Origin of the sequence: Alicyclobacillus fastidiosus (genome assembly GCF_026651875.1) — a bacterium.
Taxonomy (GTDB): Bacteria; Bacillota; Bacilli; order Alicyclobacillales; family Alicyclobacillaceae; genus Alicyclobacillus; species Alicyclobacillus fastidiosus.
This window is the reverse complement of record NZ_CP104067.1, coordinates 1-24,011: the sequence shown is the minus strand read 5'-3', so window position 1 is coordinate 24,011 and position 24,011 is coordinate 1. Positions and strand designations below refer to the sequence as shown.

The 24,011-nt window shown below is 54.9% G+C and carries 15 protein-coding genes, 1 tRNA gene and 3 rRNA genes; 4 read left to right on the top strand and 15 right to left on the bottom strand.

Annotated elements, in window-relative coordinates:
• The first annotated feature begins 255 nt into the window (after positions 1-255).
• Complete coding sequence (locus tag NZD89_RS00095; protein ID WP_268008342.1) at positions 256-1,746, top strand: TniQ family protein; 1,491 nt, start codon at positions 256-258, stop codon at positions 1,744-1,746.
• Positions 1,747-1,978: 232 nt separating this feature from the next.
• Here NZD89_RS00095 and NZD89_RS00090 read toward each other — a convergent pair.
• The 6 genes from NZD89_RS00090 to guaB form a co-directional block, all read right to left on the bottom strand.
• A tRNA-Arg gene (locus tag NZD89_RS00090) sits at positions 1,979-2,057 on the bottom strand.
• Positions 2,058-2,226: 169 nt separating this feature from the next.
• On the bottom strand, positions 2,227-2,691 hold the full coding sequence (locus NZD89_RS00085; protein WP_268005872.1) for a hypothetical protein: 465 nt from the start codon (positions 2,689-2,691) through the stop codon (positions 2,227-2,229).
• 117 nt (positions 2,692-2,808) lie between these two features.
• Positions 2,809-4,104: a serine--tRNA ligase gene (serS, locus tag NZD89_RS00080; RefSeq protein ID WP_268005871.1), complete on the bottom strand. Its 1,296-nt coding sequence runs from the start codon at positions 4,102-4,104 to the stop codon at positions 2,809-2,811.
• Positions 4,105-4,293: 189 nt separating this feature from the next.
• The gene (gene pdxT / locus NZD89_RS00075) at positions 4,294-4,866 is read right to left on the bottom strand and encodes a pyridoxal 5'-phosphate synthase glutaminase subunit PdxT (protein WP_268005870.1); all 573 of its coding nucleotides are present in this window, start codon (positions 4,864-4,866) and stop codon (positions 4,294-4,296) included.
• Between the two features lie 96 nt (positions 4,867-4,962).
• On the bottom strand, positions 4,963-5,847 hold the full coding sequence (gene pdxS, locus NZD89_RS00070) for a pyridoxal 5'-phosphate synthase lyase subunit PdxS (protein WP_268005869.1): 885 nt from the start codon (positions 5,845-5,847) through the stop codon (positions 4,963-4,965).
• A 269-nt stretch (positions 5,848-6,116) separates the two neighbouring features.
• The gene (gene guaB, locus NZD89_RS00065; RefSeq protein WP_284285968.1) at positions 6,117-7,604 is read right to left on the bottom strand and encodes an IMP dehydrogenase; all 1,488 of its coding nucleotides are present in this window, start codon (positions 7,602-7,604) and stop codon (positions 6,117-6,119) included.
• Between the two features lie 372 nt (positions 7,605-7,976).
• Between guaB and NZD89_RS00060 the strand changes: the two genes are divergently transcribed.
• The 3 genes from NZD89_RS00060 (at position 7,977) to NZD89_RS00050 (ending at position 9,662) form a co-directional block, all read left to right on the top strand.
• Positions 7,977-8,330 (top strand): hypothetical protein, encoded by a 354-nt coding sequence (locus NZD89_RS00060; RefSeq protein ID WP_268005868.1) that lies wholly within the window; start codon positions 7,977-7,979, stop codon positions 8,328-8,330.
• Between the two features lie 118 nt (positions 8,331-8,448).
• The gene (locus NZD89_RS00055) at positions 8,449-8,727 is read left to right on the top strand and encodes a hypothetical protein (RefSeq protein ID WP_268005867.1); all 279 of its coding nucleotides are present in this window, start codon (positions 8,449-8,451) and stop codon (positions 8,725-8,727) included.
• Positions 8,728-9,032: 305 nt separating this feature from the next.
• On the top strand, positions 9,033-9,662 hold the full coding sequence (locus NZD89_RS00050; RefSeq protein ID WP_268005866.1) for an NUDIX hydrolase: 630 nt from the start codon (positions 9,033-9,035) through the stop codon (positions 9,660-9,662).
• Between the two features lie 104 nt (positions 9,663-9,766).
• Here the strand turns inward: NZD89_RS00050 and rrf are convergent.
• From rrf to dnaA, 9 genes are all read right to left on the bottom strand, one after another.
• Positions 9,767-9,883 (bottom strand): 5S ribosomal RNA (rrf, locus tag NZD89_RS00045).
• A gap of 200 nt (positions 9,884-10,083) precedes the next feature.
• A 23S ribosomal RNA gene (locus tag NZD89_RS00040) occupies positions 10,084-13,027 on the bottom strand.
• A 204-nt stretch (positions 13,028-13,231) separates the two neighbouring features.
• A 16S ribosomal RNA gene (locus NZD89_RS00035) occupies positions 13,232-14,762 on the bottom strand.
• Together the 16S, 23S and 5S rRNA genes form the textbook arrangement of a ribosomal RNA operon.
• Positions 14,763-15,432: 670 nt before the next feature.
• Positions 15,433-17,901: a DNA gyrase subunit A gene (gene gyrA, locus NZD89_RS00030; RefSeq protein WP_268005865.1), complete on the bottom strand. Its 2,469-nt coding sequence runs from the start codon at positions 17,899-17,901 to the stop codon at positions 15,433-15,435.
• A gap of 25 nt (positions 17,902-17,926) precedes the next feature.
• Positions 17,927-19,843: a DNA topoisomerase (ATP-hydrolyzing) subunit B gene (gene gyrB, locus NZD89_RS00025; protein ID WP_268005864.1), complete on the bottom strand. Its 1,917-nt coding sequence runs from the start codon at positions 19,841-19,843 to the stop codon at positions 17,927-17,929.
• A 100-nt stretch (positions 19,844-19,943) separates the two neighbouring features.
• Positions 19,944-21,047, bottom strand: a complete 1,104-nt coding sequence (gene recF / locus NZD89_RS00020; RefSeq protein ID WP_268005863.1) for a DNA replication/repair protein RecF — start codon at positions 21,045-21,047, stop codon at positions 19,944-19,946.
• On the bottom strand, positions 21,034-21,258 hold the full coding sequence (locus NZD89_RS00015) for an RNA-binding S4 domain-containing protein (protein ID WP_268005862.1): 225 nt from the start codon (positions 21,256-21,258) through the stop codon (positions 21,034-21,036). Before NZD89_RS00015 ends, recF begins: the two co-directional genes overlap by 14 nt.
• Before the next feature lie 11 nt (positions 21,259-21,269).
• Entirely contained in the window at positions 21,270-22,391 is a 1,122-nt protein-coding gene (gene dnaN / locus NZD89_RS00010; RefSeq protein ID WP_268005861.1) for a DNA polymerase III subunit beta, read from the bottom strand.
• 234 nt (positions 22,392-22,625) lie between these two features.
• The gene (gene dnaA / locus NZD89_RS00005; protein ID WP_268005860.1) at positions 22,626-24,011 is read right to left on the bottom strand and encodes a chromosomal replication initiator protein DnaA; all 1,386 of its coding nucleotides are present in this window, start codon (positions 24,009-24,011) and stop codon (positions 22,626-22,628) included.

Here is a 24,011-nt window from a genome sequence, read left to right as displayed (position 1 = left end):
TTTCGGGATTTCGTGTATCTACGACTGTCGAAGCCGAGTTCTACTGACGTGTTTTCCTGATGGACTGCCGGATGAAAAAAAGGTTTTACCACAGAATATCGAAGAATCTCCAAAAACCAAGAAACGTACACCTGGTAAACGAAAGCCTCAACGAGACAAGGTTGGCGGGTTTTAAAGGAATACCGTTGCGGGAATACCTCTTGATTCAGGAATGCTACCCGATCGCTAGATGAGAAAGGGATGATGATTGTGACTATGGAGTGGTACGACCAAGAAGAAGACATTCCTACTCCTCCAAGAAGTCGACTTTACAATTTGCCATTAATCGGGAATGGAACTACTTATGTAGAAAGTCTAAGAAGCTACATCTTGCGCCTAGCAGAAGCTCATGGAATGTCAGTATTAGATCTTATTCGAAATGAAATCCAGCCTTCAACAGTGATAAAAATGATTCCACGAAAGTTAGGGGGGATAAATCAAATTACAGCAGCGTACGTTGATATATTAGAAAAAGCTACTACGAATCCTTTTTTGCATTTATCCAGCCTGCTACCCTGGGCAAATAAAATCGCATCGTCTCAAATTAGTAGACAGACTCGTGCATGGTGTCCCCTTTGTTTCCAATCATGGAAGGACAATAATCAAACTATCTATGAACCACTTATTTGGCAATTGACACCCTCATCAATATGTCTCAGGCATCAAATTCCACTGGAATCTACTTGCCCGATTTGTAAAAGTTCATCAGATGCTAAGTCAAAAGCAATGAATGGACATTGCTGGAAATGTGGGACATGGCTTGGTAGGCCCCCACAGCCGATTCCGAGAACGCAAGCTTTAGATTTAGCCGTTGTGGAAATGCACCAGAATTTAGAGCAATTTTTGTCCATACAACCGGGTTCCGTTCCAGAGAACTCCTTAAGAAATACAATTGAGCACGTAAGTAAGTTGCTAACGAAAGGAAACAAAGCAGAGTTGGCAAGACGGCTTGGTATACGTGTTGGTAGGTTCGCCAGCCTCTCAGAAGGTACTACATTACCTCATTTGATGGAGCTATTAAAAATATGTCAATTGTTTAACATTAATCCAGAAGATCTTTTCTTTACTCCCTGTGAGAAGTGGGTAAATACGCAAGACTTTAAGGAAATAGCCGTGGCAAGCGAGGAATCAGGGCAACGTCGATATGTTAGTAAGGATGAAGCTCGTCGTTATCTTGAATCAATAGTTAACGACAAGAATAACTTCCTTTCCTTAACACAAATTTCGAAGAACCTTGGGGTTCACTCGATTACCTTGAAGAAAAACTTCCCTGAACTCACAACTATTATTACCCAGAAAAGGTTATATAGGATTCATAAAGCAAAAAAACCCAAGGGGAAAAGACGAAAAATTAATTGGCCACAAATTGCTGAAGAGCTAGTTCAGATGTTGAACGATGGTGACATAACCGAATCAGTTCGGGCTATCGGCACAAGACTAAACTTTCCATTCCCTGGGTTAATGAGAGAATATCCACAAATTCATGAAGAAATCACAAAGAGGTATGCATTGTATCGAGAAAAAGAAAGAAAACGTCTTTTTGACGAAAAAGCAAATAACATTAGAAAGACAGTAATGGAACTTCGATCTCAGAACTTACAACCGACTCTAAAGCTTGTTCAGGAAAGAGTCGGTCAAACATTAAGTATAGACCTGATTAAGGTGTGGAGAAGAGCAGTACAGACAGATCTGAATGAAAATTTTTAAGCATAACTTGTCCTAAAAATTTTTAAAGCATAAGCTGACCATATTGGACAACTTATGCTTTAAGTCACATGCCACGACGGGTCGGTCGTGGTTTTGCATGGTGGAGGCGAGGCATCTCGAACCCGCGTCCGTTGGATGCTTCTTGATGTTAGAAGTTTGTTAGAAGAATGGGTTTTACGGCATCTGAAGCGATCCGTTCCAGTCCCCAAAACCCATTCATACCAAGCGTTTCTGGCGCACCCGGAGGGATTCGAACCCCCGCAAGACGCGGTTTAGGAAACCACCGCTCTATCCTACTGAGCTACGGGTGCATGTGTTCAATGCCCTAATATTTTACCTCAATCCACCGCAAATTTCAATCCACTTACGCAAACTGGAAATCCACCTGAGCTTAATGTAGGCACTGGCCCACCAACAGCCGTCGAAGCCCACATGCGGCCTCCCGCTATACCCGCAGCACACCATCCCCCGCGGTCCCGCCTACCGCCGCTCCATCCCACCAAACGGCAACTTCCCCTTCAGCATCCCCAGCTCGCAATCCGCCACGTCGATCACCACGCTGCCAGCCCGACACGAAAAGTCCTGCACCTTCAGCCCAATCTTGAGGGGCTCAAGGATACTTGGCACGTGCAACTTCAGGACTTGGCGCAGCACTTCGATGCCCTGGGGGGCGTCCTTGACTGCCTCTTGGAGGGATCGCTCGACAATCGACGCCGGAATCGGCACCAGTTTGCGGGCTGAAATTTCCACGGCAATTTCGTCTCGGTCCTTGTAGCAATGTGGGCGCGCGATGAAGTCCACGTTCCACATAAGGAACTTGAGTTGTCCGTAGATGCCGTCGTCGCGGATCTCAACGATGCGGAGTTTGACCTCGGGGGCGAGTTCGTGGATCCATTGATTGATATCGTCTGCGGATAGTTTGAGACTGACTTGCGAGATGCGCATAGGTACCTCCTGTGAAGGCCGACGGCGGGCCCGCTGGCCTGCCACAGTGATGGGGTGGCCTAGCGTTGCGAGGCCACCCACGATAAGCTTCAGTACAGCAGTAAACTACGGCGGCGATTACGCTTTGACCGGTGCCGCCGCGGTGATGACCTCTAGCCCGCCCATATATGGGACCAGGGCCTTTGGTATGCGAACGGATCCATCCGCCTGTTGGTTGTTCTCGAGGATGGCAGCGACGGTGCGGCCGACGGCCAACCCTGACCCATTGAGCGTATGCACGAACTCCGGCTTTGATGTGTCGTCCGGGCGGAAGCGCAGGTTCGCGCGGCGGGCCTGGAACTCCTCGAAGTTGGTGCAGGAGCTGATCTCGCGGTACGTGTTGGAGGCTGGGATCCAGACTTCCAAGTCGTACTTTTTGGCGTCTTTCGAGCCGAGATCGCCGGTGCAGATCTCGATTTGGCGGTACGGCAAGTCGAGTGCCTCGAGGATGTCTGCGCAGTCCTTGGTGAGCTGCTCGAGCACGTCGTAGGACTTGTCCGGGTGGCAGAGAATGACGAGCTCAACCTTTTGGAACTGGTGCAGGCGGATGAGGCCGCGGGTGTCCTTGCCGGCGGATCCGGCTTCGGATCGGAAGCAAGAGCTGTATCCCGCGAACTTGGTCGGCAGCTGCTCAGCGCCGAGTATCTCGTCGCGGTAGTAGTTCGTGAGTGGCACTTCGGCCGTCGGAATGAGGTAGTACGGCAGTCCTTCGAGCTTGAACATCTCGTCGCCGAACTTGGGCAGGTTGCCGGTGCCAATCAGGCTCTCCTCGTTCGCGATAAACGCGGGGAACATCTCGGTGTAGCCGTGTTTGTCCGCGTGATAGTCGAGCATGAATGCCGCGAGGGCGCGTTCGAGGCGCGCGCCGAGGCCTTTGTACAGTACGAAGCGCGATCCGGTGATCTTCACGGCTCGCTCCGTGTCCAGGATGCCGAGGCTTTCGGCGATTTCCCAGTGCGGCTTTGGCTCGAAGTCGAACTTCGGCAGCTCGCCCCACGTGCGGATGACCGGGTTGTCGTCCTCAGACTCGCCCTCTGGCACAGAGTCGTGTGGGACGTTCGGGAGGCTCAACAAGATGTCGCGGATAGTCTCGTCCTGCTGGCGGATGATGTCGTCGAGCTCCTTGATGCGATTGCCGACCGCTTTCATCTGCGCGATGTCGTCCGTCGCGTCCTCACCGTTCTTCTTCTTGCGCGCGATGGCTTCTGACGTGGTGTTACGCAGGTTCTTCAGGCGTTCTGTCTCCGTAAGGTTCGCGCGCCACGCTTCGTCGGCTGCGAGGAGTTGGTCAATCAGGGCTGGATCTACCTTTTTGCGTCCAAGTTTCTGTTTGAACTCGTCCGGTCGTTGCCGGATGGCTCGAATATCTAGCATATGTACACCTCGCTCATTCGTTCGGATAAAGCGCGTCCCCGCGTCACTTCACAAGTGGCCGTGGACGGCGTCTAGGTTGTTCACAGCATAGCACATCGGCTTTGCCTCTATAACAACAAACCGCCCCCGCACGGGACCTGGGCATGCGCACATGCGCTGCCTGTCTCTGTGCAAAGGGCGGTTCACGCGTTACGATCGCGCTGCGAGACCCAAAAAGTACGCGTGCAGACGCAGATCCCCCGTCAACTCAGGGTGGAATGACGTTGCAAGCAGATTGTCCTGACGCACGGCGACAATCCGGTCTTCGTAGGTCGCGAGCACTTCTACGTCGGCGCCGACAGATTGAATGTGCGGCGCGCGAATGAAGACAGCAGGATATGGATCCGCCCCGAGCACGGGCACGTCTAAATCCGCCTCAAAGCTGTCCTTTTGGCGTCCAAAGGAATTTCGGTTGACCTCGACATTCATCAGGCCGAGGTGCGTGCTCTCTTCCCCGACAATGCGGTTGGCGAGCACAATCATCCCCGCACACGTGCCAAACACCGGAAGGCCTGCGTGTGCGAGCTGTTTGATTGGATTTATCAAGTCGTATTGGCGCATCAACTTGCCGATAGCAGTGCTCTCCCCACCTGGGATGACCACTGCTTCAGCGCCGTCTAATTCGTTTGCGCGGCGGACCTCGACGGCGTCCGCGCCAAGCTCGCGAAGCACTCTGATGTGTTCGCGAAATGCACCCTGGACCGCGATTACGCCAACTTTCATCCGAACAGACCCCTTTTTCTGTACTCTAGATGCCCTCTGATGCCCACCCTTATGCACGCGGCCCGAGAGGCCGTGGCCTTGGTGCGGGAACATCCCTTACCAGCCGCGCGAAGCCATTCTTTCTTCGGGGCGGAGGGTATTGAGATCAATGCCTGTCATCGCCGTGCCGAGATCCTTCGACAATTCGCCCAGCAGCGCGTAATCCTGGTAGTGCGTGGTCGCCTGCACGATTGCGCGAGCGAACTTCTCTGGGTTCTCGGACTTGAAGATACCGGAGCCGACGAAGACGCCGTCCGAACCGAGTTCCATCATGAGCGCTGCATCGGCTGGTGTTGCCACGCCGCCCGCTGCGAAGTTCACGACTGGCAGTTTGCCCGTCTCGTGGATTTCGCGCAGGATGTGCAGCGGTGCGCCGAGGTTCTTCGCCTCTGCGTACAGCTCGTCCTCCGACAGGCTTTGGATGTGGCGGATTTGCATTTGCATCATGCGTTGATGCTTGACGGCTTCGATGATGTTGCCTGTGCCAGGTTCGCCCTTCGTGCGAATCATCGATGCGCCTTCGCCGATGCGGCGGAGCGCTTCACCGAGGTCTTTCGCGCCACACACGAACGGCACCGTGAACTTGGACTTGTCCACGTGGAACTTGTCGTCAGCCGGTGTGAGCACTTCGCTCTCGTCGATGTAGTCGACGCCCATCGCTTCGAGGATGCGCGCCTCGACGATGTGACCGATGCGGCACTTTGCCATCACAGGGATGGAGACCGCCTGCATCACCTGCTCGATGATGGTCGGGTCAGCCATGCGCGCGACGCCGCCGGCTGCGCGAATATCCGATGGTACGCGTTCGAGCGCCATGACTGCAACGGCACCAGCGGCCTCCGCAATCTTTGCCTGTTCCGCATTGATGACGTCCATAATGACGCCGCCCTTTTGCATTTCTGCCATACCGCGCTTGACGAGATCAGTTCCTGTCTTCGCCATCCGGAATTCCTCCTATCGTCACGGGCGATTTTTCAGCCCGGAAAACGTATTTCCACGCTAAATTGTATTATAGATTCCGACAGCTGTCACGATAAGTGATTGGCGGCTCGCCCGCTAATCGGTCAAGGTCATCGTTTGGCCGGTTCGCCCATGCCCGAAAATCGAGATCGAACACAGGAATCATTGAAAGGTTCCAAGCGCACGTCCCTACCGCCGTGCCAGGGCCTGAGGGCCAGCGGCGAGAGAACGTGCGCTCGGGACACGAGGTTTTAGATAGAGTAGTTTGGCGCTTCCTTCGTGATTTGGACGTCGTGTGGATGGCTCTCGCGCAACCCCGCCGCCGTAATCCGCACCAGCTGTCCTTCATCCTGCAGCTTTTGAATCGTCTGTGCGCCAGCGTACCCCATACCGGAGCGCAGACCGCCCACCATCTGGTATAGAATCTCGCTGACCGGCCCGCGATATGCAACACGTCCCTCAATGCCCTCTGGCACGAGTTTCTTCGCCTGTACCTCACCGCGCTCGCTGCCCTGGAAGTAACGGTCACCACTGCCCGCCTTCATCGCGCCGATGGAGCCCATGCCGCGGTAGACTTTAAACTGACGGCCTTGATAGATCTCGATCTCGCCCGGGCTCTCACTCGTCCCCGCCAAGAGGCTTCCGATCATCACCGTGCTCGCACCGACCGCGATGGCCTTCACGATGTCACCGGAGTATTTGATGCCGCCGTCCGCGATGATCGGAACGCCCGCTTTTCGAGCCACGGTCGCGCTGTTGTAGATGGCCGTCACCTGCGGTACGCCAACGCCTGCGACGACGCGCGTCGTACAGATAGATCCCGGCCCGATGCCGACCTTCACCGCATTGACGCCCGCGTCGATGAGCGCCTGCGTCCCCTCTGCGGTCGCCACGTTGCCGGCGATGATTTGCAGGTCAGGGTACTTCTTGCGCGCCTCGCGGATGCCCCTCAAAACGCCTTCCGAGTGACCGTGTGCCGTGTCGATGACGAGCACGTCGATTTGGGAGGCGACAAGTGCTTCGACGCGATCGAAAAACTCGCCGGACACTGTCACGGCGCCGCCGACGAGCAGGCGACCTTGTGCGTCCTTCGCCGAGTGCGGGAAGCGGCGGGCGTTCTCTATGTCCTTGATGGTAATGAGTCCGCGGAGATTGCCGTCGGAGTCCACGAGGGGGAGTTTCTCAATCTTGTTCTTCTGAAGGAGTTCCTTTGCTTCTTGCAGTGTCGTGCCGACCGGTGCAGTTACGAGCTTGCCCTGTGTCATGACTTCGCCGATTGGGCGGTCGTAATCCCGTTCAAAGCGCAGGTCGCGGTTCGTGATGATGCCGACCAGGCGCTGTGTGCCCTTCTGAACAATCGGAACACCGGAGATGCGGTACTTCGACATCAGTTCCTCGGCGTCGCGAATAGGGTGTTCAGGCGATAAAAAAATGGGATTCGTAATGACCCCACTCTCCGAACGCTTAACCCTATCGACTTCTTCCGCCTGCTGCTCGATGCTCATGTTTTTGTGAACGATGCCGATGCCGCCTTCGCGGGCCATGGCAATCGCCATCGTGGCGCTTGTAACCGTGTCCATCGCCGCACTGATCACCGGAATGTTCAGACGGATGTCGGTCGTCAACTGCGTGGTGACGTCTACGTCACGCGGCAGTACTTGCGAATGTGCTGGCAACAGAAGTACATCGTCAAATGTGAGGCCTTCCATTGCAAATTTGTTCTCCCAGGCGTTTGCCAACGTAGTCCCTCCTCTTATATTTGGAACAGGCCGTAATGGCGGGCTTTTGCGCGTCATGCTCGTCCCAGCCGAAAAATATTGAATGCAGTATAGCAACGCCCTATAGGGGTGTCAACGTGGCAGATGGGCGCCACCTGCGCAGCTTGAAAACCGACACAGTTCCTTCATATACACAGAATGATTGGACATCTGCGAGCGCATATGCTGGCATGTGCTGGTGGTTCGTTTGTCCTTCCGTTATTATGGAGACTTAAGGCGCCAATTATAGACTACAGCTACGTCATCGCCGAATTTGTGGGCTCGCAAAGTCCTCCAAGATACACCTGGAAGCAGGAATGGTACAGATATAAAATGCGTGGATTTTTGTGGATTGTGGGGAAAGACGTCTCTCCTCATGTGGCGTCAGAATCACCTGTCGTCGCGTCCATCGACGCGGCGGATGGTTGGGAGGTGAATGGTATGTATCGCGGATATCCACCTCTTGGGAGCAACGGATTTGCTGTGGCGGGCTTTGTCGTCGGCGCGATCGCCTTCGTATTGAGTTGGATACCCCTGCTCGGCATTCCCATCGGGCACTCGCTCGGCGTCATCGGGCTGATCTTATCGATCATCGGCATGATTCGGGCGTCGCGCCTCGGGAGCGGAGCGGGCCTCGCTGTGTTCGGGCTGGTTTTATCGATCATCACCATCGTGCTCAAGTCCATCCCTATTTTGAACCTGTTGTAGTCGCACCGCTAAGCAGTCCGCCGCCGGAGCGGCACACCACATAGGCCAGCGCATATACACTTGCCTGTCACCCTGCATTGAGTGCATCAATGGCACTCAATGCAGGAGGTGATCCCAGGTGGTCGTCATCCTCGACGTAAAGGTGACGGGAAGTGCAGAAATCGTGGTTGCGGCGGGCAGCAGTACTGATCCCGGCATCGTCATCGCCGACTTCCTCGGCTGGACCGTAGCAGCCGCCCTCGAACGAATCTTGGCGAAAGGATACGAACTCAGCTTCGTCACCGACAAGTTCTTCGTCTGTACGAAGACCACGACGAAAAGGCCCCTCAAGAAGCATCAGGTGACGCTGTTTCATCCAAAGCTCCGCCACCCACGTCGCCGTACCCGCAAGGCATAATCAGCGTAAAGCCGTCCCAGATTGACTGCCGGTGCCTGAGATCTAGTGTCCCCCGGTGCCCAAAAGCGCAGCTGTATACCTCCCACCGCCATCTCAGTCCAATCACACACGATTTCTCCCTCTCAAGCCATCGGCGAAGCGCTCTCACAGCGATGCGACCACTCAGCGCGTATTAAAGGTCATTGTGCGCGTTCCTGCGCCCGATGGTCCACCGCCTCCCCTTCCATTTGTGCCTGCGCGTAGAACCACGTGGACAAGAGATATAAAATGAATCAGTGAACAAAAGTCGCACCGGGGAGGCCATTATGGAGGAGCTCATCGATATTTATGACGAGGATCTACATCACATCGGAGTCGCCACCCGGACGGATGTGCACGCCAAAGGGTACTGGCACAAGACATTCCACTGTTGGGTCGCGATGGTACAGTCGGGAATTCCATTCGTAGTCCTTCAAAAGAGACACCCCACCAAGGACACGAATCCGAACAAGTTAGACGTCAGCTGTGCCGGTCATCTGTCTGCAGGAGAACAAGTGTCGGATGGCGTCCGCGAACTACACGAGGAGTTGGGTCTGGCAGTCGCGTATGAGGAGTTGCACCCCATCGGCGTCATCCACGTCGAAGCTCGCTGCAAGGATATCCTCGACTTCGAGGCATGTCACGTCTTCGCACACGTAACAGAGTGCAAACTCGAAGACTTGCGCCCGCAGGTCGATGAAGTCTCGGGGCTCTATCTGGCCCGCCTGACGGACGTCATAGCCCTATTCACCGCGGACGCCACGTCCATCGAACTAAAGGGTTATGAGGTCTCTTCATCAGGCGAACGTGTGAATCGCGTCTATCGTGCAGAAACAGACGATTTCGTAAGCCACACACACGAGTATTACGTGGATACCTTAACTTCCATCTCCAGGCTGGTGGCGGAAACCACTTAACAACTCTTTGCACGCCCTCGGCCCCAGCTTCGCCCCAATCCCCGACCAACACAAAAAGACCCCGAGGTCCGCATTTCTGCTTCCCTCAGGGTCCCTTCTCTCGCGCCTGGCAACGACCTACTTTCCCAGCCCCTCTCGGGACAAGTATCCTCGGCGCTGGAGGTCTTCACGTCCGTGTTCGGTATGGGTACGGGTGTTTCCCCTCCGCTATGGTCACCAGACCGTTTGGCGTTCAGGTATTCGTTCGCACGGCTTCGGCCTATCGGCCTGCAGATGTGCTCTCTCACCTTCACTCAAGCTTCCAGTTACGTCGCTCCGTAACTTTGTCTTTATCCTCGCTCCTGAATCATGGAACAACCTCTTCTCCACAAAGTGGATAGGTCTCGCTACGACGCTTTCGCGCCGAGTCTCGCCTTATGTTCGGGTGAAGCCCTCGACCGATTCGTATCTGTCCGCTCCACGTATCACTACGCTTCCACGCCAGACCGATCTACCTTGTCTTCTTCAAGGGGTCTTACTTCCCTAACGGAATGGGATACGTTATCTTGAGGCAGGCTTCGCGCTTAGATGCTTTCAGCGCTTATCCTTTCCCGACTTGGCTACCCAGCTATGCTTCTGGCGAAACAACTGGTACACCAGCGGTCGGTTCATCCCGGTCCTCTCGTACTAAGGACGACCCCTCTCACGTATCCTGCGCCCGCGGCAGATAGGGACCGAACTGTCTCACGACGTTCTGAACCCAGCTCGCGTACCGCTTTAATGGGCGAACAGCCCAACCCTTGGGACCGACTTCAGCCCCAGGATGCGATGAGCCGACATCGAGGTGCCAAACCTCCCCGTCGATGTGAACTCTTGGGGGAGATCAGCCTGTTATCCCCGGGGTAGCTTTTATCCGTTGAGCGATGGCCCTTCCACTCGGTTCCACCGGGTCACTAAGCCCGACTTTCGTCCCTGCTCGACCTGTCCGTCTCGCAGTCAAGCTCCCTTGTGCCTTTACACGCTTCGCGCGATTTCCATCCGCGCTGAGGGAACCTTTGGGCGCCTCCGTTACTCTTTAGGAGGCGACCGCCCCAGTCAAACTGTCCACCTGACACTGTCCCATGACCAGTTTCATGGCCATTGGTTAGAACACAAGTACCTCAAGGGTGGTATCCCAACGCCGACTCCACTCAGGCTGGCGCCCAAGCTTCTCTGTCTCCCACCTATCCTGTACATGACGTACCCGTATCCCATATCAAGCTACAGTCAAGCTCCACGGGGTCTTTCCGTCTAACCGCGGGTAACCTGCATCTTCACAGGTATTACAATTTCACCGGGTCTCTCGTTGAGACAGCGCCCAAGTCGTTACGCCTTTCGTGCGGGTCAGAACTTACCTGACAAGGAATTTCGCTACCTTAGGACCGTTATAGTTACGGCCGCCGTTTACTGGGGCTTCAATTCAGAGCTTCGCCTTGCGGCTTACCCCTCCTCTTAACCTTCCAGCACCGGGCAGGCGTCAGCCCCTATACTTCGCCTTTCGGCTTCGCAGAGACCTGTGTTTTTGCTAAACAGTCGCTTGGGCCTTTTCACTGCGGCTTCTCTCGAAGCGCCCCTTCTCCCGAAGTTACGGGGCCATTTTGCCGAGTTCCTTAACGAGAGTTCTCCCGCGCGCCTTCGTGTTCTCCACGCGCCCACCTGTGTCGGTTTCCGGTACGGGCACCTCACCACTCGCTAGAGGCTTTTCTTGGCAGTGTGACTTATGGGACTTCGGTACTGTACTTCCCTCCCCATCACAGCTCACGATTACCAGGGTGCGGATTTGCCTACACCCCTCGCTCGCTGCTTGGACGGCCTCTTCCATCCGGCCGCTTCCCTCAGCCTCCTGCGTCACCCCTTCGCTCAATCGCGATGTTGGTGGTACAGGAATTTCAACCTGTTGTCCTTCGACTACGCCTTTCGGCCTCGCCTTAGGTCCCGACTTACCCTGGGCGGACGAGCCTTCCCCAGGAAACCTTGGGCTTTCGGCGGACAAGATTCTCACTTGTCTTTTCGCTACTCATACCGGCATTCTCACTTCCATCCGCTCCACCAAACCTCTCAGTTCAGCTTCCCCGCAAATGGAACGCTCCCCTACCATGTTTCCATCCATAGCTTCGGTGTCTGGTTTAGCCCCGTTACATTTTCCGCGCAGCGCCACTCGACCAGTGAGCTATTACGCACTCTTTAAATGGTGGCTGCTTCTAAGCCAACATCCTGGTTGTCTGTGCAACGCCACATCGTTCCCCACTGAACCAGTACTTTGGGACCTTAGCTGTTGGTCTGGGCTGTTTCCCTCTTGACCACGGGTCTTATCACTCGTAGTCTGACTGCCAGGTTCTTCGACAAAGTGGCATTCGCAGTTTGACTAGGCTTGGTAACCCTCGCGGGCCCCGCACCCAATCAGTGCTCTACCTCCACTTCTCATTCCCTGACGCTAGCCCTCAAGCTATTTCGGGGAGAACCAGCTATCTCCGGGTTCGATTGGAATTTCTCCCCTACCCCCAGTTCATCCCCTGGCTTTTCAACGCCAGTGGGTTCGGGCCTCCATGCGGTGTTACCCGCACTTCACCCTGACCAGGGGTAGATCACCCGGTTTCGGGTCGATGACGACAAACTATACCGCCCTATTCAGACTCGCTTTCGCTTCGGCACAGGCTCCTTCGCCTTCACCTTGCTTGCCATCATCACTCGCCGGTTCATTCTACAAAAGGCACGCCGTCACATGTCATGCATGCTCCGACTGCTTGTAAGCACACGGTTTCAGGTTCTATTTCACTCCGCTCCCGCGGTTCTTTTCACCTTTCCCTCACGGTACTATCCGCTATCGGTCGCCAAGGAGTATTTAGCCTTAGGAGGTGGTCCTCCCAGATTCCCACGGGATTTCTCGTGTCCCGCAGTACTTGGGGTCTGTTGCACATTCCACAATCCGTTTCGGTTACCGGGCTCTCACCGTCTATGGCCGGCCTTCCCATGCCGTTCTCCTACGCATTGCTTCCTGCTGGCTCCCTGCAGGTTGCCACCAACAGCCCCTCGACCCCGCATACGCATCGACTGCAGTCTGTACCACGTATACGGTTTAGGCTTCTCCGCTTTCGCTCGCCACTACTTACGGAATCGCGTTCGCTTTCTTTTCCTCGAGGTACTTAGATGTTTCAGTTCCCTCGGTTGCCTCCGTACACCTATGTATTCAGTGTACGGTACTAGCGCTTCACACTAGCAGGTTTCCCCATTCGGACATCCACGGCTCAATGCTCGCTTACAGCTCCCCGTGGCATTTCGGTGTTCGCCCCGTCCTTCTTCGGCTCTTGGCGCCTAGGCATCCTCCGTGCGCTCTTTCTAACTTCACCGTTTTGACTTCCTAACCACAAACGTGATTATTCCATCTATAAATCCGGTTACGTTAACCTGTTACGCATTTACGGTTACCGGTTTTACTTATTCGAGGTTGTTCCATATTCAGTTGCCAAGGTACCTTGAGTTTACCTAGCCACAAGGGCTTTGGCTCCCTCAAAACTAAACACCCACGACCTAAAAGCCTTGTTTCTCCGTAGAAAGGAGGTGATCCAGCCGCACCTTCCGATACGGCTACCTTGTTACGACTTCACCCCAATCATCAACCCCACCTTCGGCGGCTGGCTCCTGAAAGGTTACCTCACCGACTTCGGGTGTTGCCGACTCTCGTGGTGTGACGGGCGGTGTGTACAAGGCCCGGGAACGGATTCACCGCGGCATGCTGATCCGCGATTACTAGCAATTCCGGCTTCATGCAGGCGAGTTGCAGCCTGCAATCCGAACTACGAACGGCTTTTTAGGTTTGGCTCCACCTCGCGGCTTCGCTTCCCGTTGTACCGCCCATTGTAGCACGTGTGTAGCCCAGGACATAAAGGGCATGATGATTTGACGTCATCCCCGCCTTCCTCCGACTTACGCCGGCAGTCACCTGTGAGTCCCCACCACTACGTGCTGGTAACACAGGTCAAGGGTTGCGCTCGTTGCGGGACTTAACCCAACATCTCACGACACGAGCTGACGACAACCATGCACCACCTGTCTCCTCTGCCCCGAAGGGAAGGACTATCTCTAGCCCGGTCAGAGGGATGTCAAGCCCTGGTAAGGTTCTTCGCGTTGCTTCGAATTAAACCACATGCTCCACTGCTTGTGCGGGCCCCCGTCAATTCCTTTGAGTTTCAGTCTTGCGACCGTACTCCCCAGGCGGAGTGCTTATTGGGTTTCCTTCGGCACTGGGGTGTGTCCCCCAACACCTAGCACTCATCGTTTACGGCGTGGACTACCAGGGTATCTAATCCTGTTTGCTCCCCACGCTTTCGTGCCTCAGCGTCAGTCACTGTCCAGCAAGGCGCCTTCGCCACTGGTATTCCTCCACATATCTACGCATTTCACCGCTACACGTGGAATTCCCCTTGCCTCTCCAGCACTCAAGTTATGCAGTTTCCAAAGCAATCCCAAGGTTGAGCCTTGGACTTTCACTTCAGACTTACACAACCGCCTACGCACGCTTTACGCCCAGTGATTCCGGACAACGCTTGCCCCCTACGTATTACCGCGGCTGCTGGCACGTAGTTAGCCGGGGCTTCCTCACTCGGTACCGTCTCACAAGGAGCTTTCCACTCTCCTTGTCGCTCTCCCCGAGCAACAGAGCTTTACAACCCGAAGGCCTTCTTCGCTCACGCGGCGTTGCTCCGTCAGGCTTGCGCCCATTGCGGAAGATTCCCTACTGCTGCCTCCCGTAGGAGTCTGGGCCGTGTCTCAGTCCCAGTGTGGCCGGTCACCCTCTCAGGTCGGCTACGCATCGTCGCCTTGGTGGGCCGTTACCTCACCAACTAGCTAATGCGCCGCGGGCTCCTCTATCAGCGATGCAGTTGCACCTTTCAACACAGGGAGATGCCTCCCCGTGTGTCATCCGGCATTAGCACCCGTTTCCGAGTGTTATTCCAGTCTGACAGGCAGATTGCCCACGTGTTACTCACCCGTCCGCCGCTAACCCCGAAGGGTTCGCTCGACTTGCATGTATTAGGCACGCCGCCAGCGTTCGTCCTGAGCCAGGATCAAACTCTCAAAAAATGTTACTGGCGTTACTTCATAAAAGTCTCGACGACGACTGTCGTCTCGACCGAAACTTTTAGGCGTGTGTGTTTAGTTTTCAAGGAACCAAATCAATCAGTGCCGCCGAAGCAGCGAAGACTACTATACCACGAATCTATCGTTGTTGTCTACTGGAACATTTTGCTTCAGCTCGTTCGAACGTTGCGGTTCGAACCTGTGAGCTGGTGTCCCATCGACTCGGTATATGCCCTGTTTGTTTCAGCAGTGCCGCCGAAGCGACAAGTAGTAATATACCACCGTAACAACCGTATGTCAAACATTTATTCTTAATTTATTTAAGATGAGTTATATGCATTAATCGTTCCAGACCAATGAATGAGAATGAGTGGCATGGACGGCTGGCACAAGCCAATCTCCGAGCTTGACCTATCGTCGAATGTCGGCAGACACATAAGCGGAGAAAAGCCGCAAGGGCGTTTACCCTTGCGGCTTTTCTTGTGACCTGGGGAACCCTAGTGTTGCTCAGACGAAGTTCAGTCCCGCACAAGCCGGTTCACGACGATGAAGCACAAGCCTACAAACGTGGCAAATGCGAGGAACATCGCGGCAGTGTGAACGATGAACTGCCATAGGACGTTAGTCATCATAGACGATATCCTCCTCGTGTCTAGCGTATCAGAAATACGGATTACTCATCCACTTCGCTGCTATCGTCATCTTCCGAAGCCATCACGCGGCTGACCGTGGCGACTTCTTCACCTTCGTCTACATTAATGAGCCGGACCCCTTGCGTGTTGCGGCTCTGTGTGGAGATGTCCTTGACGTGAATGCGAATGGCGACGCCACCTTGCGTGATGATCATGAGATCGTCCTCTGCGGTGACCATGCGCATGTCGATGACCTGGCCATTTTTCGGCGTACAGTTCATCGTCTTAATGCCCTTGCCCCCGCGTATCTGACCACGGTACTCCGTCACAGGCGTACGTTTGCCGTAACCGCGCGAGGTGACGACCAACACATCGAGATCGTCCTCCGCTACATCCATCGCGATGACCGCGTCGTCCTCGTTCAAACTGATGCCTTTGACGCCGGTGGCGCTGCGGCCCATGGCACGGACGTCCGACTCGTTGAAGCGGATGGCAAGGCCTTGACGAGTGACCATCATCATGTTCTTCTGACCGTCTGTGAGCTTGACGCCGATGACGTCGTCGTCATCGCGCAAGTTGATGGCGATGAGGCCGTTCTTGCGGATGTTCGAATACTCACTCAGAGCCGTCTTCTTGACAATACCGTGACGGGTTGCAAAGAACAAATTGATGCCGGTGATGTCGTCCGGATCCATCGATTGAACAGGGATGACGGCGGTGATTTTCTCGTCCTGCTCGATGTTGAGCAGGTTGATAATCGGAATGCCGCGCGCCTGACGACTGAATTCCGGCACCTCATAGCCCTTGATCGCGTACATCCGGCCGCGATTCGTGAAGAACAGGAGGTAGTCGTGCGTCGACGTGACGTGCAACTGCTCCATAAAGTCCTCGTCGCGCGTGCCCATCAGGGACATTCCGCGCCCCCCGCGGCGTTGACTGTGGTACGTCGACAGCGGAATGCGCTTGATGTATCCGCGATGTGTCACGGCGATGACGACGTCGTGTACCGGAATGAGATCCTCATCGTGGATGTCACCCTCGGCCGCACTGATTGTCGTCTGCCTTTCGTCGCCATACTTGTTGCGAATCTCCAGCAATTCCTCACGAATGACGCCTAGTAGTTTGTGCTCGTCGGCAAGGATGGCGCGAAGTTCGGCGATGCGCGCCTGCAGCTCCGCGTACTCCGCCTCAATCTTGTCGCGTTCCAAACCTGTCAAGCGCTGCAGGCGCATATCGAGGATGGCTTGCGCCTGTTCTTCCGATAGCGAGAACCGAGTCATCAAGCCTTCACGTGCGATGTCGGCCGTCTGCGAGGCGCGAATCAAACTGATGACTTCATCCAGGTTGTCGAGCGCGATGCGCAAACCTTCCAAGATGTGCGCCCGTGCTTCCGCCTTGTTGAGGTCGTACTGCGTCCGACGGCGGACGACCTCGCGTTGGTGATCCAGGTAGTGAAGCAGCGTCTGCTTGAGCGTGAGCACCTTCGGCTCGCCGTTGACGAGTGACAGGTTGATGACGCCAAAGCTCGTCTGCAAACTCGTGTGTTTGAACAGGTTGTTCAACACCACTTGCGGGCGAACGTCGCGACGCAGTTCGACGATGACGCGCATGCCATTTCGATCCGATTCGTCGCGCAAATCCGTAATGCCGTCCACTTTCTTGTCCCGCGCCAACTCCGCGATCTTTTCGACGATGCGCGCCTTGTTTTGTTGGTACGGAATTTCCGTGACGACAATTCGCGTCTTGCCGCCAGACATCTCCTCGAAGTGGGTTACCGCGCGAACCGGAATGGAGCCGCGCCCTGTTTCGTACGCCTTGCGAATGCCTTCGCGTCCGAGGATGATGCCGCCCGTCGGAAAGTCAGGTCCCTTGATCAGCTTCATGAGGTCATCGACGGTGGCGTCTGGATCATCAATCAATTTCACGACGCCATCGATGACTTCGCCTAGGTTGTGTGGCGGAATGTTTGTCGCCATCCCGACGGCGATGCCAGACGAACCGTTGACGAGCAAATTCGGATACCGCGACGGCAGGACGGTTGGTTCCTGTTCGTTCTCGTCGTAGTTTGGCATGAAGTCGACGGTCTCTTTGTTGATATCGCGGAGCAATTCGAGCGCGATGCCAGACATGCGAGACTCCGTATAACGCATGGCCGCCGCGGAGTCGCCATCGATGGAACCAAAGTTCCCGTGGCCATCGACAAGCGGGTAGCGGGTCGAAAAATCTTGCGCCAGGCGAACCAACGCATCGTACACCGACGCGTCGCCGTGTGGGTGAAATTTACCGAGCACGTCACCGACGATACGAGCGGATTTCTTATACGGTTTGTCTGGCGTCATGCCGGAGTCGTACATCGAGTACAGAATGCGGCGGTGAACCGGCTTCAAACCGTCGCGTACATCAGGGATTGCGCGCGCCACAATGACGCTCATCGCGTAATCCATGAACGAGTTCCTTAACTCTTGGCTGATGTCAATCGGCAGTACACTGCGATTTTCTTCGTCTGCCAAATAGATTCACTCCTTGAAACGTCCATTAGATGTCCAGGTTGCGGACATAGCGCGCGTGTTCCGCGATGAAATCGCGACGCGGTTCAACCTTGTCGCCCATGAGTGTGCTGAAGATCATGTCAGCGTCCATGGCGTCTTCCATGGTTACTCGGAGCAACGTGCGAGATTCTGGATCCATCGTGGTTTCCCACAACTGCTCCGGATTCATCTCTCCGAGACCTTTATACCGTTGTAAGCCGATACCCTGACGGCCCGTCTCCCCCAAGATCCGGTCCAGTTCTGCGTCCGAATACGCATAGCGAATGCTCTTGCCCTTCGTCACCTTGTACAGAGGCGGTTGCGCGATATAGACGTAACCGGCGTCGATGAGCGGGCGCATAAACCGGTAAAACAGCGTGAGAAGCAGGATGCGGATGTGACTTCCGTCGTGATCGGCATCCGTCATGATGACGACTTTGTGGTAGCGCGCTTTCGACAGGTCAAATTCGTCGCCGATGCCCGTTCCAGACGCGGTGATGATGGCGCGAATCTCTTCGTTGGACAAAATCTTGTCGAGCCGCGCCTTCTCTACGTTGATGATCTTTCCGCGCAGTGGAAGAATGGCCTGAGTCTGTGGATCGCGGCCCATTTTTGCCGATCCGCCCGCGGAATCACCCTCGACCAGGTAAATCTCGGAGCGCTCTGGATCCTTCGTCACACAGTCAGTCAACTTGCCTGGCAAGCTGCTCACTTCGAGCGCGCTCTTGCGGCGGGTCAATTCGCGTGCCTTGCGGGCAGCTTCGCGCGCTCGTGAAGCCGTGACGCACTTGTCGATGATCTTGCGCGCCACAGATGGGTTCTCGTCGAGGAACGTCTGTAGCTTGTCGCCGAACAGGCTCTCCACGATACCGCGCACTTCGCTGTTTCCGAGCTTGGTTTTGGTCTGGCCCTCGAACTGTGGTTCGGGTACCTTGACGCTAATGACCGAGACGATGCCCTCGCGGACGTCGTCGCCCGTCAGATTGCTTTCATTCCCCTTGATGAGGTTGTTCTTGCGGCCGTAGTCGTTGATGACGCGCGTGAGCGCACTTTTGAAACCGGACTCGTGCGTGCCGCCTTCACCAGTGTTGATGTTGTTCGCGAACGAGTAGATGGTCGACGCGTAGCCGTCGTTGTACTGAAGGGCCACTTCGACCGTCACGTCGTCTTTCACGCCTGCGACAAAAACCGGATCTTCGTGGAGTACGTCCTTGGACCGGTTGAGGTAGCTGACAAACTCCTTCACGCCGCCTTCATAGTGAAACTCCTGCGTCTTGCCGCCTTCGCGCTCGTCTTCCAGCACGATGGCCAAACCGGCATTCAGGAACGCGAGTTCCCGCAGACGGTGCTGCAGCATCTCAATCTGGAACACGGTCGTTTCCGTAAAGATCTCAGGATCTGGCAAGAACGAAACACTCGTCCCATGCTGATCGGTCGTACCGATGATCTTTAAGTCGTACTGCGGCACACCGCGTTCGTATTCCTGTACGTACACGTTGCCGTCGCGGTACACCTCGACTTTCAACCACGTAGACAAGGCGTTTACGACCGATGCGCCAACGCCGTGCAGTCCACCAGATACTTTGTAACCAGCACCACCGAACTTGCCACCTGCGTGCAAGACGGTCAGCGCCGTTTCCACGGCCGGACGGCCGGTCTTATGGTGAATCCCGACGGGGAAGCCCGCACCGTTGTCGATGACGGTAATGCTGTTGTCCTCGTGGACCTGCACGATGATTCTCGTACAGCGACCAGCGAGCGCCTCGTCAACGGCGTTGTCGACAATTTCCCAAACGAGATGGTGGAGACCCTTTACACTCGTCGAGCCAATGTACATACCTGGACGTTTGCGAACAGCCTGCAAACCCTCCAGGACTTCTATCTGCGATTCGTCATAAACTTGTTCCTCATGTGTATCTGACAACTAGTTTCCCTCCACATTCGCGCCAAAAATGACACGATGTCACGTTCCACTGCTGTATATACTTCAGGATCACCCAGTTTACGCCTTTTCAGACGCTTCCCTAGGTTATTATACCAGATGCCACCTGAAACAGGCGGGCGTCAGAAGTGAGTTCATCTTCTAGGTGAAATAGACTCGTGGTCGTAATGATGGTTTGAACCTTCCGACTCATCGACAAGACGAGATTGCGCTGTCGCTTGTCGTCGAGTTCGGAGAGCACATCGTCGAGTAGGAGAACCGGATACTCGCCTATTTCCCTGTAAATAAAGTCTATCTCGGCCAACCTCAACGACAGTGCGATGGTCCGCTGCTGACCTTGACTCGCAAAACTCTGGACGTCTTGTCCGTTGAGGAATAGCTGTATGTCATCGCGGTGTGGTCCCACGGTTGTATATCCCATCCGCATATCCATCTGTCGCCTGTCGGCCAGTCCGCGCATGAATTGTTCTGCGATCTCGTCGACCGTCATGTCGAGACCCACGCGCGGGATGGTGGATGTGTAACGAAAGTTGAAGTCTTCCCGGCCTTCTGAAATATCTACGTAAACCTGATGTGCGACCGGTTGCAACTGGGTTAAGAAGCGCAGTCGACGCAGGATGACGTGCGCACCGTACATCGAGAGTTGTTCGTCAAACGACGAGAGGTAGGCGTCGTCCGCGATGCCGCCGCTTTTCAGCAATTTGTTTCGTTGTGCAAGTGTGCGTGTATAGTTCGTCAAGTGATGCAGATACAGGGGTTGGGTTTGCCCGAGTTCGACGTCGATGAACCGGCGCCGCTCCTTCGGGCCGCCCTTGACCAATTGAAGATCCTCTGGTGCAAACAGGACAACTTGAAAATGACCGACAAAATCGGTCATTTTCGTCTGCTGAACGCGATTGACGTACGCCTTTCGGCCGCTGCTGCCAAGCTCCAGGCGGAGGCGCCGCGGTCCGTGCAGCGCCTCTACGATTCCGTCTACCGTAGCTTGCTCTTCGTCCCAACGAATTAGATCCTTATCCTTCGCGGTTCGATGCGATTTCCCGATGGCGAGCAATCCGATGGCTTCGAGCGCGTTCGTCTTTCCCTGCCCATTTTCCCCGCAAAACACATTGACGTGTTCGGACAGCTGAATGGATTGTGTGTCGTAATTGCGGAAGTGAACCAGTGACAGATCAGTCAGATGCATTCGGGTCGCCCTTCAGCACATACGTCTCTTTGCCAATTCGCACCTTGTCACCGGAGACGAGTTTTCGCCCACGCCTCGTCTCCCGGTCGCCGTTGACGCGAACGGACCCCTCTTCGAGGAAGATCTTGACCTCGCCGCCGGAAGAGACGATATCGAGTTTTTTCAAAAGTTGACCGACGGTGATATGGGGTCCAGAAAAGCGAATCTCCATACGTTCCTTCGTTACCTCCAGAGGACTGGGGAAATCAGCTGTAGCACCGACTTGTCCCCGGTCTTTTCAATGACGAACGCCTGTGTGGTCCCGTTGAAGCGCACGGTGATCTGTGCAGCGTCAAGTGCCCGCAAGGCGTCTAGGACGTAGCGCGCGTTGAACGCGATTTGCAAGTCCTCGCCATCCTTTTGTTCGATGGCGACCGTCTCCGAGACATTCCCAATCTCAGGCGAGTTCGAACTCACCGTGATGACATCACCTTGAATCTCGAGGCGAACCATGTGGTTGTCGCGGTCACGAGCGATGAGCGCGGCCCTGTCGATGGCGCCGAGGACGTCGTCTCCCGGGGCCACGATTTCCGTCTTGTGCGTGGACGGAATGATGCGCGACGTGTCAGGGTATGTCCCGTCTATTAAGCGCGTGTAGAACCGGGTGTCCCCCGTTACGAACAGGCTGTGGCTCTCGGTCAAGTACAATTCGACCAAGCTGTCGCCCGTGGGCAGGATCTTCGTGAGCTCGGTCAGCGATTTACCTGGAATCACCGCTTGCCACTTCGGCGCGTCGGACAGGCCGACGTAATGTGTCGCCAAGCGGAGGCCATCCGTCGCCGTGAACGTCAGTCTGTCGTTGGCGCACTGGATGTTGATCCCGGTCAAAATTGGTCGCACTTCTGTATTGGCCGTCGCAAACGCCGTGGTGCGAATGAGATCTCCCAACATCGAAGCTTGCAATTTCAGCCCTTGCACACCCACAAACGTAGGTAGTTTGGGAAATTCCTCCGCGTCTATTCCGTGAAGGTGAAACTGCACGGATGCAGTCGAAATTTCTGTCATATAGTTGCTTGCAACCTGCATAGTAATGACTGTGTCCGGAAGTTTTCGGATGACTTCCGAGAAGTATCTTGCAGGTAAAACGATAGATCCGGCTTGATCAATGTTCAGCTTATTGTCTTCTGTGGCGTAAATTCGCGTCTGAATTCCAAGTTCGAGGTCGTAGGCAGTCGCGATGATCTCGTTATCCCGTACCTCCAGAAGAATGCCAGACAAGACCTGTTTAGTGGTTCGCACTGCGACAGCTTTCGACACAGTTTGAACAGCTTGCATCAATGCCGATTTTTGAATGGAAAACCGCATAACGTTGGCGTACCCCTTCCAAGTTTCCGCATCACATTCAGCTCGATGATGTACTCACTAAAGTATATAGGATTAGGATCTAGGATCATATCTAAAGATCGTATTCATAGTCGTAGGTGCGGTGAATATGTGGATAACCCTAAGATCTCTATGAATCTATCGATCCACAGCCTGTTCATAACTTTGTGGATATGTGAGCTGTTTTCAGTATAAACCTTTTCCACATGTGGATAATTAGGTTAGAGTACGAATCGCTTGAGCCAAACGGTCTAAAGTTGCCTTTAATTCGACATCCTTTTGCAGCTCTTCGTTAACTCTGTCACAGGCGTGTAACACCGTCGTGTGATCCCGCCCGCCAAACGCCTCGCCAATCCGCGGCAGGGACATTTCCGTCAACTCCCGCGTCAAGTACATGGCGATTTGCCGTGGAAACGCGATATTCCGAGTCCGTTTCTTCCCCTTCAGGTCGTCGATTTTCAACCCAAAGTGGTCTCCGATGATCTTTTGCACGTGCGAAACGGTGACCGTCCGCGGCCGATCCGGCGAAATGATGTCCTTGAGCGCCGCTTGCGCCAATTCTGGCGTCACGTCCTCGTTGACGAGCGACGAATAGGCCACGACGCGAATTAAGGCGCCCTCCAGCTCGCGGATGTTCGAGTCTATCTGGTTCGCGATATAGGAAAGGACGGCCTCAGGGATCTCCAGGCCCTCTGACCTCGCCTTGCGCTGCAGGATGGCAATGCGCGTCTCGAGGTCTGGCGGCTGGATATCCGTGATGAGGCCCCACTCGAAGCGGGATCGGAGTCGGTCTTCGAGCGTCGGGATCTCCCTTGGCGGCCGGTCACTGCTGATCACAATCTGTTTCCCAGCCTCGTGCAGGCTGTTAAACGTATGGAAGAATTCCTCCTGCGTCGATTCCTTGCCGGCCAGGAATTGAATGTCGTCGATCAGCAGTACGTCGATGGAACGGTACTTGTTGCGAAACGCCTCGGTCTGACTCTCGCGGATGGCCGTAATGAACTCGTTTGTAAACTTCTCCGACGACAAATAGGAGATCTTCGCTGTTGGGTCATGTGTTTTGACGTAGTGCCCGACGGCGTGCATCAAGTGCGTCTTGCCGAGCCCGACGCCGCCGTAGATAAACAGCGGGTTGTACCCTTGTGCCGGCCGTTCGGCGACGGCTAGACACGCGGCATGGGCAAAGCGGTTGCTCGCACCGATGACGAAGGTTTCAAATGTATAGCGTGAGATCAGTGCACCTGGTGATTGATCCGCCTCATCATCTGATCCGGCGTACAGTTCAGGCCTGGACGGCGGGCGAACAGGCAACGTGTCCTGTCGTTCTTCCGACCAATCGGTGACGAACTGAATTCGATACTCCTGTTCGGTGAGTGCGATGATCATGTTTTGGATGGTGTTGGTATAGTGCTCCTCAATCCAATTTTTGACGAATGGCGTCGGCGTATAGATGAACAGGGAATGATTGGCCGCGTCATACTTCAAGATCTTCGTACCTTCGAACCAGGTTTCGAACGTCGGACCTGACAGGCGCTCCTTCATCATGGCCAGCACTTGGCTCCAAAGGCCATCGAAGTATTTAGTATCCGTGCGCGCACTCAT